The organism is Cyanobium sp. BA5m-10 (genome assembly GCF_024346255.1).
GTDB lineage: Bacteria > Cyanobacteriota > Cyanobacteriia > PCC-6307 > Cyanobiaceae > Cyanobium_A > Cyanobium_A usitatum.
Window position 1 is genome coordinate 103,906 of the sequence record NZ_JAGQCP010000001.1, and the last position, 15,080, is coordinate 118,985.

Consider the following 15,080-nt stretch of genomic DNA (forward strand, 5'->3'; position numbering starts at 1 on the left):
CACAACACCAGCCGCTCCCAGGAGCTCTTCAATGCTGCCCAGAGCTTGATGCCCGGTGGCGTCAGCTCCCCGGTGCGGGCGTTCAAGTCGGTCGGCGGTCAGCCGATCGTGTTCGACCGGGTCAAGGGCGCCTACGCCTGGGACGTGGACGGCAATCGCTACATCGATTACATCGGCAGCTGGGGGCCGGCCATCTGCGGCCATGCCCACCCCGAGGTGATCGCAGCCCTGCATGAGGCCCTCGACAAGGGAACCAGCTTCGGCGCCCCCTGCGCCCTGGAAAACACCCTCGCCGAGATGGTGATTGCAGCCGTGCCTTCGGTAGAGATGGTGCGCTTCGTCAACAGCGGCACCGAGGCCTGCATGTCGGTGCTGCGCCTGATGCGCGCCTTCACCGGCCGCGAAAAGATCATCAAGTTCGAGGGCTGCTATCACGGCCACGCCGACATGTTTTTGGTGAAGGCCGGCTCCGGGGTGGCCACCCTGGGCTTGCCCGATTCCCCTGGCGTGCCGCGCAGCACCGCCGCCAGCACCCTCACCGCCCCCTACAACGATCTGGAAGCCGTCAAGCAGCTCTTCGCCGAGAACCCCGGTGAAATCGCCGGCTTGATTCTTGAGCCTGTGGTGGGCAATGCGGGCTTCATCACCCCCGAGCCTGGCTTCCTCGAGGGCATCCGCGAGCTCACCAAGGAGAACGGCGCCCTGCTGGTATTTGACGAGGTGATGACCGGCTTCCGCATCAGCTACGGCGGCGCCCAGGCCAAATTCGGCATTACCCCCGACCTCACCACCATGGGCAAGGTGATCGGTGGCGGCCTGCCCGTGGGGGCCTACGGCGGCAGAGCCGACATCATGTCGATGGTGGCCCCAGCCGGCCCCATGTATCAAGCCGGCACCCTCAGCGGCAATCCACTGGCGATGACCGCCGGCATCAAGACCCTGCAGCTGCTGCAGCAGCCCGGCACCTACGAGCGCCTAGAGGTAATCACCAAGCGGTTGGTCGCCGGTATCCTTGATGCTGCCCGCAGCGCCGGTCTGCCAATCTGCGGCGGCTCGATCAGCGCCATGTTTGGTTTCTTCCTCTGCGATGGCCCGGTGCGCAACTTCGAGGATGCCAAGGCGTCTGACACCGTGCGTTTCGGCAAACTGCATCGCGCCATGCTCGAGCGCGGCGTCTACCTGGCCCCAAGCGCCTTCGAGGCGGGCTTCACCTCCCTGGCCCACTCCGACGCAGACATCGATGCCACCATCGCGGCCTTCCGCGCATGCTTCGCAGCGGTGGCTTGACCCTGGCTCCCATGAAGCGTCGTCTTGCCTCCAGCCTGGCCGCCCTGCTCTCTGCTGCGGCAGCACTCAGCGCCTGCCAGGGCTCAGAGGATCAGGGTCCAGTCAATCTGAGCAAGGGCGTTCCCGTTGGGGCCGTATTGGCACTCACCGGCAATGCCAACGTCTACGGCCAAGACCAGAAAATCGGCATCGAGCTCTCCCTGGCAGCCCTCAATGGCGCCGGCGGCGTTAACGGCAAACCGCTATCCCTAAGCATCGAAGACGGGGGCAGCGCGGAGCCCAGTGCCAACGCTGCCGTCTCCTTGCAGATCAACCGGGGCATACTTGCCCTGATTGGCCCCACCCTCTCCCAGCAATCATTTTCTGCCGGTCCGATCGCCCAGCGCCGGGGCGTGCCCTTGGTGGCTCCTTCTAATACCGCTACCGGCATTCCGGAGATCGGCTATTTCATTAGCCGGGTATCAGCCCAAAGCTCGGTGATCGCGCCGCTCTCGATTGCCAAGGCCCTGCAACTCAACCCGGGCATCCGCCGGGCAGCGGTTTTTTACGCCCAAGACGACGCATACAGCACCGCAGAGACGGTGATCTTCCAGCAGGCCCTCACAGCCAAGGGACTCAAGCCAGTCACGGTGCAACGCACCCAGCTCAACGACCAAGACTTCCAAAGCCAGATCACCGCCGCCCTGAATCAGAAGCCTGATCTGGTGGTGCTGTCGCTGCAGGCGATGGATGGCGGCAACCTGATCCGCCAGTTGCGGGAGCTCGGCTACCGCGGCGCGATCGTGGTGGGCAATGGCATGAACACGCCAAACATCTACCCGATCTGCCAGAAGTATTGCGACGGCATCTTGATCGCCCAGGCCTACAGCCCGGAGCTGGCCACGCCCGCCAACCAGCGCTTTAATGCCGCCTTCGCTGCAGCCCAGGCCCGCAATCCCAAGGTCAGCCCGATCCCACCCCAGCTCACCGCCCAGGCCTACACCGCCATGCAGGTGATCGGCGAAGCGCTCGCTCGCCTCGATCGCAGCCAACCGCTCAAGGGCCTCAGCGTCAGCCAGGCCCGCCGGGCCTTGATGGCTGAAATCCTCGGCGGCACCTACCAAACCCCCCTCGGTGAAATCCGCTTCACGCCCGAGGGCGAGGTGATTCAGAAAAACTTCTTTGTCGCCCAGGTGCGCATGAATGCTGGGGGCAAAAGCGGACGCTTTAGCCTGCTGCCGTAGGGAAGCGGCATGGAAGGCCTGCTGCAACTGCTGTTCAACGGGCTTTCGGTAGGAGCTGTATACGCCCTGTTTGCCCTTGGCTACACCTTGGTGTTTTCAGTACTGGGGGTGATTAACTTCGCCCACGGGGCGATCTTCACCATGGGGGCCTACTTCACCTATCTGCTGATTGGTGGCGCGGTGGGTGCTAATGGTTTATTGGCCGGCCTGCAGTTCCCCTTTGCCCTGCCCTTCTGGCTGGCTCTGCCACTGGCGGGCATAGCCGCAGCCGCAGTGGCCCTAGTGGTGGAGCGCATCGCCTTCCGCCCCCTGCGCGATCGAGGCTCGGATCCCCTGCTGGCCCTGATCACCAGCCTTGGGGCCGGTGTGATTTTGGTGAACCTGATCCAGCTGCTGGTGGGAGCCGAGAGCTATTCGATTCCTGTGGGCACCCTTGGCTCCCTGCCGGCGGCGCTGAGCATCGCCGGCGCCAAGGTGCGCACCGTGCAGGTGATGCTGCTGGCCATCTCCGGCCTGCTGCTGGCAGCCCTTTCGATCTGGATAAACGGCAGCCGCAGCGGCAAGGCGCTGCAAGCCGTTTCCGAAGACCCGGTCACCGCCCAGCTGCTCGGCATCAACAGCGCTCGCGTGATCCAGATCGCCTTTGGCATCAGCGGCTTCCTGGCCGGCATGGCCGGCGGCCTGGTGGGGTTAAGCATCAGCATCGCCGGGCCTTACTTCGGCATTGGCTACGGGCTTAAGGGGCTGGGAGTACTGGTGCTGGGCGGGCTCGGCAGCGTGCCTGGGGCCGTGCTTGGCGGCTTGATCATCGGCCTGGCCGAGGCCTGCGTGCCCGCTGATCTATCGGGCTACAAAGATGCGGTCTCCTTTGGCTTCCTGTTCCTGGTGCTGTTGATCAGGCCCCAGGGTCTGCTGGGCCGACCCCAGGCAAACAAGGTTTGATCAGCATGGACGCCGGCCTGCTCGAACAAATGCTGCTGGGGGCCCTACTGGGCCTGTCGGTGTACCTGCCCCTGCGCTGCGGCCAGCTCTCCCTCGCCACTCCGGGCTTCTTCGCCATCGGCGGCACGGTGGCAGCCCTGCTATCAACGCGGGTCCCCGCCCTAGCCGGCAGCGGCAGCACCTACCCAGTCACTTCAGTTTTGCTGGAGATGGCGCTAGCGGCCCTGCTCACAGGCGTGCTGGCCCTGGGCCTGGGCAGGGTGGTGCTGCGGCTGCGGGGCATCTACCTAGCCATCGCCACGATCGCCCTGGTCGAGATTCTGCGGGTTGTCACCCTCAACCTGGAATTCACTGGCGGAGCCCTGGGCATCTTCGGCATCCCCCAGCCCTTCAATAGCGCCGCTGGCTACGCCGCCTTCACCCTGGCGCTGTTGGCCCTGATCTGCTGGCTATGCGACCGGCTCGAAAAGACCCGGCCCGGCCGGGCCATGGCCGCCATCCGCGACGACGAACTGGCCGCCGCCAGCCAGGGCATCAACACCGCCGACACCAAACTGCTCGCTTTTGTACTGAGTGCCCTGGTGGCTGGAATCACCGGCGTGGTTGCGGCCCACTTCCTCAACTCCTGGAACGCCAAGCTGGGCAACTTCGACGCCAGCATCACCACCCTGGCGTTTGTGGTGTTCGGCGGCTCGCGCACCTGGCTGGGGCCGGTGTTTGGCGGGCTGCTGCTCACCGCCCTACCAGAGCTGCTGCGCCCGGTCGGCGACCTGCGCCTAATCGTGTTTGGCGCCGTGATTCTGGTGGGTCCCCTGTTCTTTCCCCAGGGAGTGATCACCCCGGAGCTGTTCAAGTCGTTCAAGCCGCGAATACGAGGCATCCCCACGGCAGCAGCGCAGGGGGTAAAGCAATGACCCTGCTCCAGCTTGAGGATGTGGGGGTGCGCTTTGGTGGCCTGCGGGCCCTGCAGGGTGTCGATCTTGAGGTGAAGCAGGGCGAGATTTTTGGCCTGCTCGGCCCCAACGGTGCCGGCAAGACCACCCTTTTCAACGTGATTTCTGGCCTCACCGCCCCCAGCAGCGGCACCGTGCGCTGGCGAGGGGCAAGCCTTGATGGGCTCAGCAGCCACCGCATTGCCCGCCTCGGCATCGCTCGCACCTTCCAGAATCTGCGGCTATTCAGCAGCATGAGCTGCCTTGAAAATGTGCTTGTGGGAATGCATCAGCACGCCCGTCAGCCGCCCCTTGCAGCCCTGCTGCAAACCCAGTCCTTTCGCCGCCGCGAATCCCAGCTGCAGCAACAGGCTCTAGCGCTGCTTGACCTATTTCAACTGGAAGCCACTGCCCACCAAGACGCCGCCAGCCTCTCCTATGGAGACCGGCGCCGGCTGGAGATGGCCCGGGCCCTGGCCAGCCGTCCCCAGCTCCTGCTGCTCGATGAGCCGGCCGCTGGCATGAACCCCTCAGAGAAAGATGAGCTGCGGGAGCTGATTCGGCGCATCCGGGACCAGTTCAAGCTGACGGTGCTGATCATTGAGCACCATGTGCCCTTGATGTTGGGCCTGTGCGACCGGCTGGTGGTGCTCAACTTCGGCCAACGCATCGCCCTGGGCAGCCCCGACCAGGTGCGGCGCGACCCGGCGGTGATCGAGGCCTATCTGGGCGGTGGCGCATGAACGGCCCCCAAGCGCCCCTGCTCGAGCTGCGCAACCTGGTGGTGCGCTACGGCAGCATCACGGCCCTGCATGGCATCAATCTGAGGGTGCAAGCTGGCGAGTTGGTGACCCTGCTAGGGGCCAATGGCGCCGGTAAAAGCACCACCCTGCGGGCCATCTCCGGCCTGATTCACCCCGTCGGCGGCGAAATCCTCTGGCATGGCGGCTTGATCAATCGCCTGCGCACCGAGCGCACCGTGAAGTTGGGCATCAGCCACTGCCCGGAGGGCCGGCGCGTGCTCAGCCGCCAGTCGGTAGCCGACAACCTGGCCCTGGGCGCCTGGTTGCGCCGGGACAAAGCCGCTATCGCCACAGATCTGGAGCGCTGCTACGCCTTATTTCCCCGCCTGGCCGAGCGCCGCAGCCAGCTGGCCGGCTCCCTCTCCGGAGGAGAGCAGCAGATGCTCGCCATCAGCCGCTCCCTGATGGCCAGGCCCACCCTGTTGATGCTGGATGAGCCGAGTCTGGGATTAGCGCCCCGGCTCGTAGCCGAGGTGATGGCCGCTCTGTCCCAGCTGCACCGAGACGGGCTGACGATTCTGCTTGTAGAGCAAAACGCCCAGGCCGCCCTGACCATTGCCGATCGTGGCCTAGTGCTGGAGGCGGGCAGCATCAGCGCCGGCGGCAGCTCAGAACAACTCCTGGCCGACAACAGCCTCCAGGCTTCCTATCTGGGGGAGAACTGAGCAGCTGCAGCTCAATCGTTCTCGGTAGCTCCAAAGCAATGCATTAGGGCATCGCCCCAGCTGTTGATTGCCGCTAGCTCGTGGTCCTTGGCGCTGCCCAAGGCCTTGGCGTGCTCGCGCAGCAACACTGTCTTATCGATGGCATGTCCATGCTCAGCCGCCATGGCCACGATGTCGTCTACCCCGGCAGCGGCATGCAGCTTGTCGCGGAGGGCGGCATCACCAGCAACACGGGCCACAAAGGCCTGGATAGACGCAACAGACATGACTGACTCAGTAACCAGAGCTACTACTAGCAGGCCAAACCATGGCGAGCTCGATACGTTGAGGCGAGTGTCAAGGCAGCAATGGCCCGCGAACGCTTCTTCCTTGAGCTCGATCCACCAGATAGCAGTCTCAAAAGCCTGCCCCACGTGGTGGTGGTTGGCGGGGGCTTCGCCGGACTCAAGGCCTGCCATGCCCTGATTGGCAAGCCGGTGCGCGTCACCCTGATCGATAAACGCAACTTCAGCCTGTTCCAACCCCTCCTTTATCAGGTAGCAACAGGGCTGGTTGCGTAGGGGGATGTGGCCTCACCCCTGCGGCAGCTGGTGGGGCAGGCACCCAATGTGCAGGTCTTATTGGGTGAAGTGGAAGAGATCGACACCCAGGCGAAGCAGATCGTGTTCAACGACCGGCAGCTGGCCTACGACCACCTGATCCTGGCGGCCGGCTCCGGTAGCAGTTACTTCGGCCACGACGAATGGTGCGAAGCAGCGCCACCGATGAAGATTCTCGAGCACGCCGATGAGATCCGCCGGCGGGTGCTGCTGGCCCTTGAGGAGGCCGAACAGACCCCCGATCCGGCGCGGCGGGCCTTTCTGCAATCGGTCGTCGTCGTGGGTGGCGGACCTTCGGGTTGCGAACTCTCCGGCTCCCTGATGGAGCTGATGGCCCATGCCCTCGGCCGCGACTTCAAGCAGCTCGATCCCCGCCTGTGCAAGGTCACCTTGGTGGACCCGGGCGATCGAGTGCTGCGGGCGATGGATCCGAGCCTCTCGGCCGCCGCCGGCAGCTATCTGCAGTCCGCAGGGGTAGAGCTACTGCTAGGTGGGCGGGTTCAGACAATCGAAGCGGAGAAAGTGGTTGTTAACACCAGCGAAGGTGCCCGCACCCTGGAAGCCGCCACCATCTGCTGGACCGCCGGCGTGAAGGCCTCCCCTCTAGGCCAGGTGCTGGCCGATGCCAGCGGTTGCACCGTCGACCGGGGCGGACGGGTGGTGGTGGAGCCCGACTTCTCGATTCCAGGCCATCCAGAGATCCGCGTCATCGGCGACCTCTGCTCATATAGCCACACCAGCGATGGCAAACCCCTGGCCGGCATGGCAGGGCCAGCCGTGCAAATGGGCGGCTGGGTGGCGGCCGACATAGTGGCAAAAATTCAAGGCCGAGCCCACAAAGCCTTCCAGTTCAACGATTTCGGCACCATGGCGGTGGTCGGTCCACTCCATGCCGTCGCCGACCTCCGCGGCCTCAAGGTGAGTGGCCTGCCGGGCTGGATCCTCTGGGGCCTGGCCCACTTGATGTTCATGCCCGCCAATGAAAATCGGTTGACCCTGCTCACCAAATGGTTGTGGGCGATCGCCACCCGTCAGCGGGCCTCGATGCTGATCACCGGTCGTCCGAATCAGCACCTGAATGTGGAGGTGGGACTGGTACAGCCGACAACCACTACCTGACCTTCTGCTGTTCAGACTGCAGGGTGTAACGACTGATCAGCAAGACACTCACAATAGCCAGTCCTGGTTGATGAAACTGCCGCGAGATGCGAAACATGCTCGCCACAAAGATGGCGTCTGTGGCAAATAGAAGTTTCCAAAAGCTAACCTCAAAAAGCCGCAATCTGCGGGTTGCATCTGCAATGAGATCAAATACAAAAGTAATCAACCCCATGGCGATCAGAAAGTTCAAAACGATCGGACGGGATAGCGTCCATCCAAGGGAGGTTGTGGTCGTTGAGCGGCGGTAGCAGCTCAAGCATGGCGCCCATACCAAACACGATTGATCTCCACGCTGGAGAGAGCCAACCAGCAACGCCGAAAGCTGTGATGAGTTGCTAAACAGCCGTGAGCATTTCCTGACAGCGGGACCTTATGGCGCGGCGATTAAAGTTGAAAGCTAATTGCTTTTATACCGGTGACAGTTCCTGCTTCTCCCGCCCTGCGCTGGGTCACCGCAGCCCTGCTGTTTGCTGCGGCCGGGCTGTCGGTGGTGCTGCCATTTGTCTCGGCCACCTTGCTCACCATCGCCGTTGGGGCCGTATCAGTGATTGCCGGGGTATCCCAAATACTTCGTCTCACTGGCGAAGCCGATATCAAAGGAAAAATCTTCCGCCTGTTCTCCGGCCTGCTTTATTTGGGCGGCGGCGTCTGGGTGCTGGCATTCCCAGTTGCCAGTGAGGTGAGCTTGACGTTGTTTGTCGGCTTCCTGCTTGCTTTCGAGGGCGTGATGGAGCTAGCCGCCGCGGCCACCGGCCAGGGAGCGGCTCGTGGCTTGGTGCTGATTGACGGCATCGTCACCGCCGTACTCGGCGGCATGCTGATTGCCGAATGGCCCTCAGACAGCATCTGGGCGATCGGCATGTTGTTTGGCATTGGCATGGCGTTTTCCGCCATCAACCTGCTCACGGCCCCACCTAGCCAGCCTTAACAACTTAGTTGCCAATCGCCTCCACTATCGCCTCGGTTTTTGGGCTGGTGAACCAAACACCGTCGTCACCAGCGACAAACCATTTGATGGCAAAAGCGCTCATGGCCTACTGGGGGCGCCGTAGCCCCCACCTCCGGGGGTCTCAATGCGCAGGGCTTCACCGGGCTGGAGCTCCAGCTCGCAGCAGCCGTCGAGCTGCCGGCTCGAGCCATCAACCCCGATCCAGGTGTTGCGGCCGCAGGCGCCCGGCAGCCCGCCGGCCAACCCCGCGGGAGCCACCCGCCGCGCACCAGAGATCAGGGCAACGGTCATCGGGGCCAAAAAACGCAACTGCCGCACCGCCCCAGCGCCTCCCCGAAACCGCCCATCCCCGCCCGATCCGGCCCGGATCCCAAAGCGCTCCAGCCGCACCGGAAAGCGCGTTTCCAAAATTTCCGGGTCGGTGATACGGGAGTTGGTCATGTGGCTCTGCACAGCGGCCGCCCCGTCAAAGCCCGCACCACCGGGGCGGATGCCAGCACCGCTGCCCCCACCGATCGTTTCGTAGTACTGGCATTGGCCATTACCAAAGCTGAGGTTGTTCATCGTGCCCTGGGCGGCGGCTTGCACCCCCAGCGCCGCAAACAGAGCGTTGGCTGCCGCTTGGGAGATTTCCACATTGCCGGCAACCACCGCCGCCGGCGGATTGGGATGCAGCAGGGAGCCGGGCGGCACAATCAGCTCGATCGGCTCGAAGCAGCCGGCATTGAGGGGGATCTGTTCGCCCACCAGGCAGCGAAACACGTAGAGCACCACAGCCTTGGTTACGGCTAAAGGGGCGTTGAGATTGCCGCTGTGCTGGGGCGAGGTTCCGCTGAAATCAACCTGAACCCGGCGAGCCTCAGCGTCGATGCGAACAGCTACCTGGATGAATGCGCCGTGGTCGAGCTCCACCCGGGCAGACCCGTCGCTGAGGTGCGCAAGCGCCCGAGCCACCGCCTCGGCACCGTGGGCTTGCCCATGGGCCATGTAGGCCCGCACCTCGTCGAGGCCGTGGCGCTCAATCAAGCGCCCCAGCTCCTGAACACCCAGCCGATTAGCCGCCGCCTGGGCTTGCAGATCGGCAAGCAACTGGTCGGGGTTGCGTACTGGATGGCTACCTGCAGCTAGTCGCTGCCGCCACACCGACTCATCAAAGTTGCCACTACTCAAAAAGGGCACGTTGTCGAGTAGTAGGCCCTCATCATCGATGCTGCGACTGAAGGCCGGCATCGAGCCCGGGGTGATGCCGCCCACATCGGCGTGGTGGCCGCGGCAGGCCACAAAAAACAAAGGGGCCCCAGCCTGGGAGTCGCCCAAACCAGGGACAAAAACCGGCGTAATGGCAGTGATGTCTGGTAGGTGGGTGCCGCCGTTGTAGGGATTGTTTGACAACACCACATCGCCAGAAGCCAATGGTTGGCGCTCGCCCCGGGCGATGGCGGCAAGCAGGCTGACCACGCTGTCGCCCATAGAACCGAGGTGCACCGGGATATGGGGGGCATTGGCTACCAGCTGACCCGCAGAATCGAAGAGGGCGCAGGAGAAATCGAGCCGCTCACGGATGTTCACCGAGCGGGCGCTCTGCTGCAGCCGCCCACCCATCTGCTCGGCGATGGCTGCAAAGCGGTGGTTGTAGAGCTCAAGCAGGGTGGGATCGGGCCCCTGCTCCACATGTTCAACACTCTTATCACCAGTCTGGCCAATTGCCGCGCCGTCCCGCTCCAACAGCAGGGCTCCATCGGCCAGCACCAGGGCACGCCAGCCAGGCTCCAGCACGGTGGTGGTGGTCGCATCGACAACCAGGGCTGGCCCCGCGAGCCTCTGCTGGGGCTGCAGCTGGGAGCGCTGCCACAGCGGCACCGGCCGCCAGCCAGCCGCCTCGCCCAGCCACAGGGGAGTGGTTGGGGCAAGCGGGGCTTCAGCCACTGCCTGTTCTGGAAGCACTGCCTGTTCTGGAACCACCGCCGGGGGAGCCAGCTCCACCAGCAGCCGCTCCACGATCCAGTCTTCGCCCACCGGGCGATAGCCGAAGCGCTGCAGATGGGCGGCGCTAAAAGCTCGCTGCAGGTCTTCAACTCCTTGCTCGTTGGGCAACCACGCCACCTCCAGCCCCCGCTCACTGCCGGCGGCCCGCAGCTCCAGCTGCACCCCAATCCGGCCTGTGGCGCCCTCGGCCAAATCCCCCAGCCGGCGCAGGTCGGCGAACCCCTGCTGCTCCAGCTCGGCGGAGCGCTGACGCAGCAGGGGCAGGCTTGCGGGGCCCAGTGGCAACCGCGGCGAGCATTCCAGCAGCAACCTCTGCTCGGCCATGCCGAGGCCATAGGCGGAAAGCACCCCCGCCAAGGGGTGGAGCAACACCCGCGTCACAGCCAGCACCTCAGCCAGGCGGCAGGCATGCTGACCGCCAGCCCCGCCGTAGCTCACCAACAGGGCCTCGCGCAGGTCGTGGCCGCGTTGGATCGAGATGCGGCGCAGGGCTTCCGCCATCGTTTCAATGGCGATCTGCAGGGCACCTGCCGCCAGCCGCTCCGGGCTGATCCCAGGGGCCACCGCGGCCATCTCAAGCGCCAGCTCCGCAAACCCTCGCCGCACCGCTTCCCCATCAGCGGGTTGGTCGCCCTTGGGGCCAAACACAGCCGGCAGGGCGGCAAGCGGCAGGCGGCCGAGCAACACGTTGGCATCGGTGATGGTTAGCGGTCCGCCGCGGCGGTAAGCCGCCGGACCTGGATCAGCTCCTGCAGAAACAGGCCCAACCTGCAGCCGCCTGCCGTCAAAGCGCAGCACCGAGCCGCCGCCAGCAGCCACGGTGTGAATCGGCAACATCGGAGCTTGCAATTCCAGCCCAGCGATCTCGGTGGCAGGGCTGCGCTCCCAGGCCAGATCACCACCAGCGTTTGACACGCAGCGGTCATCGAAATGGAACACATCGGTGGAGGTGCCACCCATGTCGAAACCAACGATCGGCCGCGACGGCAGCCCAGCGGCAGCAAGGGCCCTCCTGCCCACTGCCACGGCGCCCACCATGCCTCCGGCCGGCCCCGAGAGGATCGTGTCTTTGGCCAGCAGCAGTTCAGGCGCTGCCAGAGCCCCACTGGATCGCATCACCCGCAGCCGAGTTGCTGGCCCCAAGGCCAGCTGCACCTGGCGCAGGTAGCGGCCCAGCACCGGCGCCACCGCCGCCTCCACCAGGGCGGTCTGGCCGCGGGGCACGAGCCTTGGCTGGCCACTGAGCCGATGGGAGAGCACCACGGCCTCGAAGCCCAGGGGTGCGAGCCACTGCTCCAGCTGCAGCTCCTGACTGGGATTGCGGGTGCTGTGCAGCAGGGCCACCGCGCAACTGCTGTAGCCGTCGGCCTGGGCTTGCCGCAGCAGCTGCTGCAAATCCTCTCCCCACTGCAGCGCCTCAAGCTCGAATCCCTCCGCGTCCAGGCGCCCCTCCACCTCCAGAACCCGCACCCGCAGGGGGCTGGGCCGCTGAATGGCCAGGGCAAAGAGGTCGGGGCGGTGCAGGTCGCCGATGCTGAGCAGGTCGGCAAAGCCGCGGTTGATCAGCAGCACCACCCCGGCGCCGCGCTGCTCCAGCAATGCGTTGGTGGCAACGGTGGTGCCGAGCCTCACCTCCCGCACCAATCCCAGCGGCAGGGGGCTGCCGGCCATAACGCCGGGCTCCATGCTCAGCAGCGCAGCTATGGCACGCACGGCCGGGTCCCCCGGGCACTCCGGCTGCACCGACAGCACCTTGCGCACCAGCAGCTCGCCAGCTTGGCTGCAGCCCACCACGTCTGTGAAGGTGCCACCCCGATCAACCCAGAACCGCCAACCAGGGGCGGAACAAGCCGGCTGCACCGGCTCAGCGGTAGTTCTCAAACTGCAAAGGCACTTCCACGTCCTGGGCCTTGAGCAGGTTGATCGCCTGCTGCAGGTCGTCCTTGTTTTTGCCGGTGATCCGCAGGCTTTCGCCCTGGATCGAAACGGTCACCTTCTTGAGCTCGTCGCGCACGGTTTTGCTCAGCTGCTTGGCCAGCTCAGAGCTCAAACCTTTGCGCAGTTTCACCACCTGCTTCACCCGGTTGCCCCCCACGGGCTCGGGGCTCTGGAAGTCAAAAATCTTCAGCGAGAGGTTGCGCTTGGTTGCCTTCTGGCGCAACACGTCCTCCACGGCCTGAAGGGTCATGTCGCTGGCGGTGGTGATGGTGAGGCTCGCCTCCTCCACCTCGATTTCGGTATTGGAATCCTTGAGGTCGTAGCGGGTGCCCACGTCGCGGCGCACCTGATCGATTGTGTTGACGAGCTCCTGGCGATCGAAATCGCTCACCACATCGAAGGAATAGGTGTCGGCCATGGGGCGCAGTTTGGAGGTCGGAGGCGTTCACGGATCGTAGGGGCGGCCTGTCAGCCTGAACAAGCACTGATTGCGCCTGCAGTTCATGACCTCCACCCTCGCCCCTTTCGCCTGGTCGTTGCTGCTGGCAGCTGGTGTGGTGGTATTCAGCACTGTGCCCCTGGGCGCCGCCCGCTCCCAGGCCAATTTCCAAATGGCCGACCTGGGCGCCCCGCGGGCGATGTTTGAGCGGCTGCCGGCCTGGGGCAAGCGGGCGGCCTGGGCCCACCAAAACTGCTTTGAGGCCTTCACCCTGCACGCGCCCGCTTCCCTGCTGTGCCTGGTGGCGGGTGTGAGCAGCCCGGTAGCAATCGCCGCGGCCTGGATCCATCCCCTGCTGCGCCTGGCCTACATCGGCATGTACGTAGGCAACGTGCCACCGCTGCGAGGCCTCTGCTGGGCTGGCGCTCTCACCTGCAGCGGCTTGCTCTACGTAGAAGGCCTAAAAGCGCTGCTGGGCTCCTAAGCCACAGATTTAATCGAAGAACATCACGCTCACCACCTTGCCCATGTCCTCCGCGACCCGGCAGCTGGCTAGCAAGGTCTCACTGTCGTGGAAGGCGTAACAAATCAGCTGATCGCAACGACTGATGATGTCTTGGTTGCAGAGGCTGCTTGCCATCGGCAGGGGCAGCTCATCGTGCTCTGGCTTCTCCACCAGATGCAGCACTCGCTCCAATTGATCGCGAGACTCTCCAGGTTGGCGATCAAGACTCTGGGGCAAAAGCACGGTGAGCCTGGCCGGATCAATCTCCAGCACGCTGCGAATCACCGCCGCATTAACGCCCTGGGATCCAGAGGTGATCAGATTGTGACCCTCCTGGGCCAGGGAGCGGGCCACTAATTCGACCAGATGGATCGAAACCACGGGCACATGGCGACTGCCCAAAATTGCAATCCGACGCTTGCTGCGGTCCTGGAGCATCGCCAGTTCCTGGGCCAGGGTGTCGATACGATCAATCGACGGAAGATCAAGGGACCGCGACACCAGTAGCCACCTGCCAGTCCTTTGAAACTAGCAGCGTTATTTCATTAACGCGGGCAACTGCAACCGAGCAAACAGGCGCTCGAAATTGCAATGCTCTTCCACCAGCCGGAAGGCAAAGCTTGCCTTCACCACTTCGTGCAGACGCACATGACCAAAGGCCTGCTCAATCACTTCCACCGTAGTGAGGGTGTCGTGCTCCACCTTGAGCAGGGGCACTTCGAGCTCCTCGGCCCGGTTGAGCAGCTGGGGCAGCGGGTCTCCAGCGCCCGTGAGAATCAGGCACTGGGTTGAGGCCTCCAGGGCTGCCAGCTGAATATCGGTGCGATCAGCGCCCGTCACCACCGCCATGTTGCGGCGGCGCCGGAAAAACTCCATTGCCGAGTTGACGTTCATGGCGCCAATCGAGAGGGTTTCCACCAGGAGATCGAGCCGTTCCGGGCAGCACAGCACCTGGGCACCGAGACGCAGGGCCAGCTCCTCCACCGTGACACTGCGCAGCAGGGGGCTCTGGGGCATGACGCCAAGCACCGGCAAACCAAGGCGCTCCAGGGCAGGTACCACTTCGGCGCACAGCTGGGCCACAAGCCCCGGCTTGACTGCATTGAGCACCACCCCCGCCAGATGCTCACCCAACTCGGCCTGAGCCGCCAGGAGCGGGTCGATGCTGCAGCTATCGATCCAGGGATGCACCAGCAACACCGATGCCTCCAAGCCCCGGGCCAGCTGGGCCAGGCTGAGGCCGTAAAGCAATCCCTCATGCAGGCTGCCGGCAGCTTCCAGCAGGGTTAGCCCGTCGCTGGCGGCGGCCAGCTGCTCACGCAGCTGCTCAAAACCCGAGCCGGGATCCAAGTCACCCTGCAGCAGCCGCCGCTCTGCCGTGGCCGGATCGAGCACATGCAGGGAGGGAATCAGGTTGGCTTCCGGAAGCCCCAGGGTGGCGCCGATGAAACGCACATCGGCATCCAGCAAAGGCACCTGGCTGGCAGCATCCACCGGGCTATCGAGGCTGGTGGCTAGGGGCTTGCCAAAACGCACCGGTACCCCTTGACGAGCCAGCTGGCGGGCCATGCCAAGCACCACCGCCGATTTGCCACTGAAGGATTCGCAGGAGCCGATCAGCAAGGTGGGGGCCATCGGTCAACCTCGCTTG

Annotated in this window: 13 protein-coding genes and 2 pseudogenes; 9 read left to right on the forward strand and 6 right to left on the reverse strand. The window is 64.4% G+C overall.

Going from position 1 to position 15,080, the window contains the following annotated elements:
- Positions 1-48: 48 nt before the first annotated feature.
- Genes hemL through KBY85_RS00635 form a run of 6 tightly spaced genes read left to right on the forward strand, consistent with a single transcriptional unit; the run spans position 49 to position 5,852 of the window.
- Positions 49-1,287 carry a glutamate-1-semialdehyde 2,1-aminomutase gene (gene hemL, locus KBY85_RS00610; RefSeq protein ID WP_254959753.1) on the forward strand — a complete coding sequence of 413 codons (1,239 nt, stop codon included), beginning with the start codon at positions 49-51 and terminating at the stop codon, positions 1,285-1,287.
- A gap of 11 nt (positions 1,288-1,298) precedes the next feature.
- On the forward strand, positions 1,299-2,510 hold the full coding sequence (locus tag KBY85_RS00615; RefSeq protein WP_254959660.1) for an ABC transporter substrate-binding protein: 1,212 nt from the start codon (positions 1,299-1,301) through the stop codon (positions 2,508-2,510).
- A gap of 9 nt (positions 2,511-2,519) precedes the next feature.
- Positions 2,520-3,452, forward strand: a complete 933-nt coding sequence (locus KBY85_RS00620; RefSeq protein WP_254959661.1) for a branched-chain amino acid ABC transporter permease — start codon at positions 2,520-2,522, stop codon at positions 3,450-3,452.
- A gap of 5 nt (positions 3,453-3,457) precedes the next feature.
- Positions 3,458-4,366, forward strand: a complete 909-nt coding sequence (locus KBY85_RS00625; protein WP_254959662.1) for a branched-chain amino acid ABC transporter permease — start codon at positions 3,458-3,460, stop codon at positions 4,364-4,366.
- Positions 4,363-5,127 (forward strand): ABC transporter ATP-binding protein, encoded by a 765-nt coding sequence (locus KBY85_RS00630; RefSeq protein ID WP_254959663.1) that lies wholly within the window; start codon positions 4,363-4,365, stop codon positions 5,125-5,127. Before KBY85_RS00625 ends, KBY85_RS00630 begins: the two co-directional genes overlap by 4 nt.
- On the forward strand, positions 5,124-5,852 hold the full coding sequence (locus KBY85_RS00635) for an ABC transporter ATP-binding protein (RefSeq protein ID WP_254959664.1): 729 nt from the start codon (positions 5,124-5,126) through the stop codon (positions 5,850-5,852). The genes KBY85_RS00630 and KBY85_RS00635 overlap by 4 nt, the downstream gene beginning before the upstream one ends.
- Positions 5,853-5,863: 11 nt before the next feature.
- Here KBY85_RS00635 and KBY85_RS00640 read toward each other — a convergent pair whose 3' ends face one another.
- Positions 5,864-6,118: a Nif11-like leader peptide family natural product precursor gene (locus KBY85_RS00640; RefSeq protein ID WP_254936568.1), complete on the reverse strand. Its 255-nt coding sequence runs from the start codon at positions 6,116-6,118 to the stop codon at positions 5,864-5,866.
- A gap of 81 nt (positions 6,119-6,199) precedes the next feature.
- Between KBY85_RS00640 and KBY85_RS00645 the strand changes: the two are divergent.
- Positions 6,200-7,570: pseudogene (locus KBY85_RS00645) on the forward strand (NAD(P)/FAD-dependent oxidoreductase).
- 91 nt (positions 7,571-7,661) lie between these two features.
- Here KBY85_RS00645 and KBY85_RS16030 read toward each other — a convergent pair.
- Positions 7,662-7,872: pseudogene (locus tag KBY85_RS16030) on the reverse strand (DUF2231 domain-containing protein); the annotation flags it as partial.
- A 155-nt stretch (positions 7,873-8,027) separates the two neighbouring features.
- Between KBY85_RS16030 and KBY85_RS00655 the strand changes: the two are divergent.
- Positions 8,028-8,540 (forward strand): HdeD family acid-resistance protein, encoded by a 513-nt coding sequence (locus tag KBY85_RS00655; RefSeq protein ID WP_254931237.1) that lies wholly within the window; start codon positions 8,028-8,030, stop codon positions 8,538-8,540.
- Between the two features lie 99 nt (positions 8,541-8,639).
- Here KBY85_RS00655 and KBY85_RS00660 read toward each other — a convergent pair whose 3' ends face one another.
- Complete coding sequence (locus KBY85_RS00660; RefSeq protein ID WP_254959665.1) at positions 8,640-12,428, reverse strand: hydantoinase B/oxoprolinase family protein; 3,789 nt, start codon at positions 12,426-12,428, stop codon at positions 8,640-8,642.
- Complete coding sequence (locus KBY85_RS00665; protein ID WP_106502775.1) at positions 12,412-12,903, reverse strand: YajQ family cyclic di-GMP-binding protein; 492 nt, start codon at positions 12,901-12,903, stop codon at positions 12,412-12,414. The genes KBY85_RS00660 and KBY85_RS00665 overlap by 17 nt, the downstream gene beginning before the upstream one ends.
- An 85-nt stretch (positions 12,904-12,988) precedes the next feature.
- On the opposite strand from KBY85_RS00665, the gene KBY85_RS00670 reads away from it, so the two are divergent.
- Positions 12,989-13,408, forward strand: coding sequence for an MAPEG family protein (locus KBY85_RS00670; RefSeq protein ID WP_254931239.1), 420 nt, complete (start codon positions 12,989-12,991; stop codon positions 13,406-13,408).
- A gap of 9 nt (positions 13,409-13,417) precedes the next feature.
- Here KBY85_RS00670 and KBY85_RS00675 read toward each other — a convergent pair whose 3' ends face one another.
- A complete protein-coding gene (locus KBY85_RS00675) occupies positions 13,418-13,930 on the reverse strand; it encodes a DNA-protecting protein DprA (RefSeq protein WP_254931240.1) in 513 nt (170 codons plus the stop codon).
- Positions 13,931-13,966: 36 nt separating this feature from the next.
- Positions 13,967-15,064 (reverse strand): phosphotransacetylase family protein, encoded by a 1,098-nt coding sequence (locus KBY85_RS00680; RefSeq protein WP_254931241.1) that lies wholly within the window; start codon positions 15,062-15,064, stop codon positions 13,967-13,969.
- Positions 15,065-15,080: the final 16 nt, after the last annotated feature.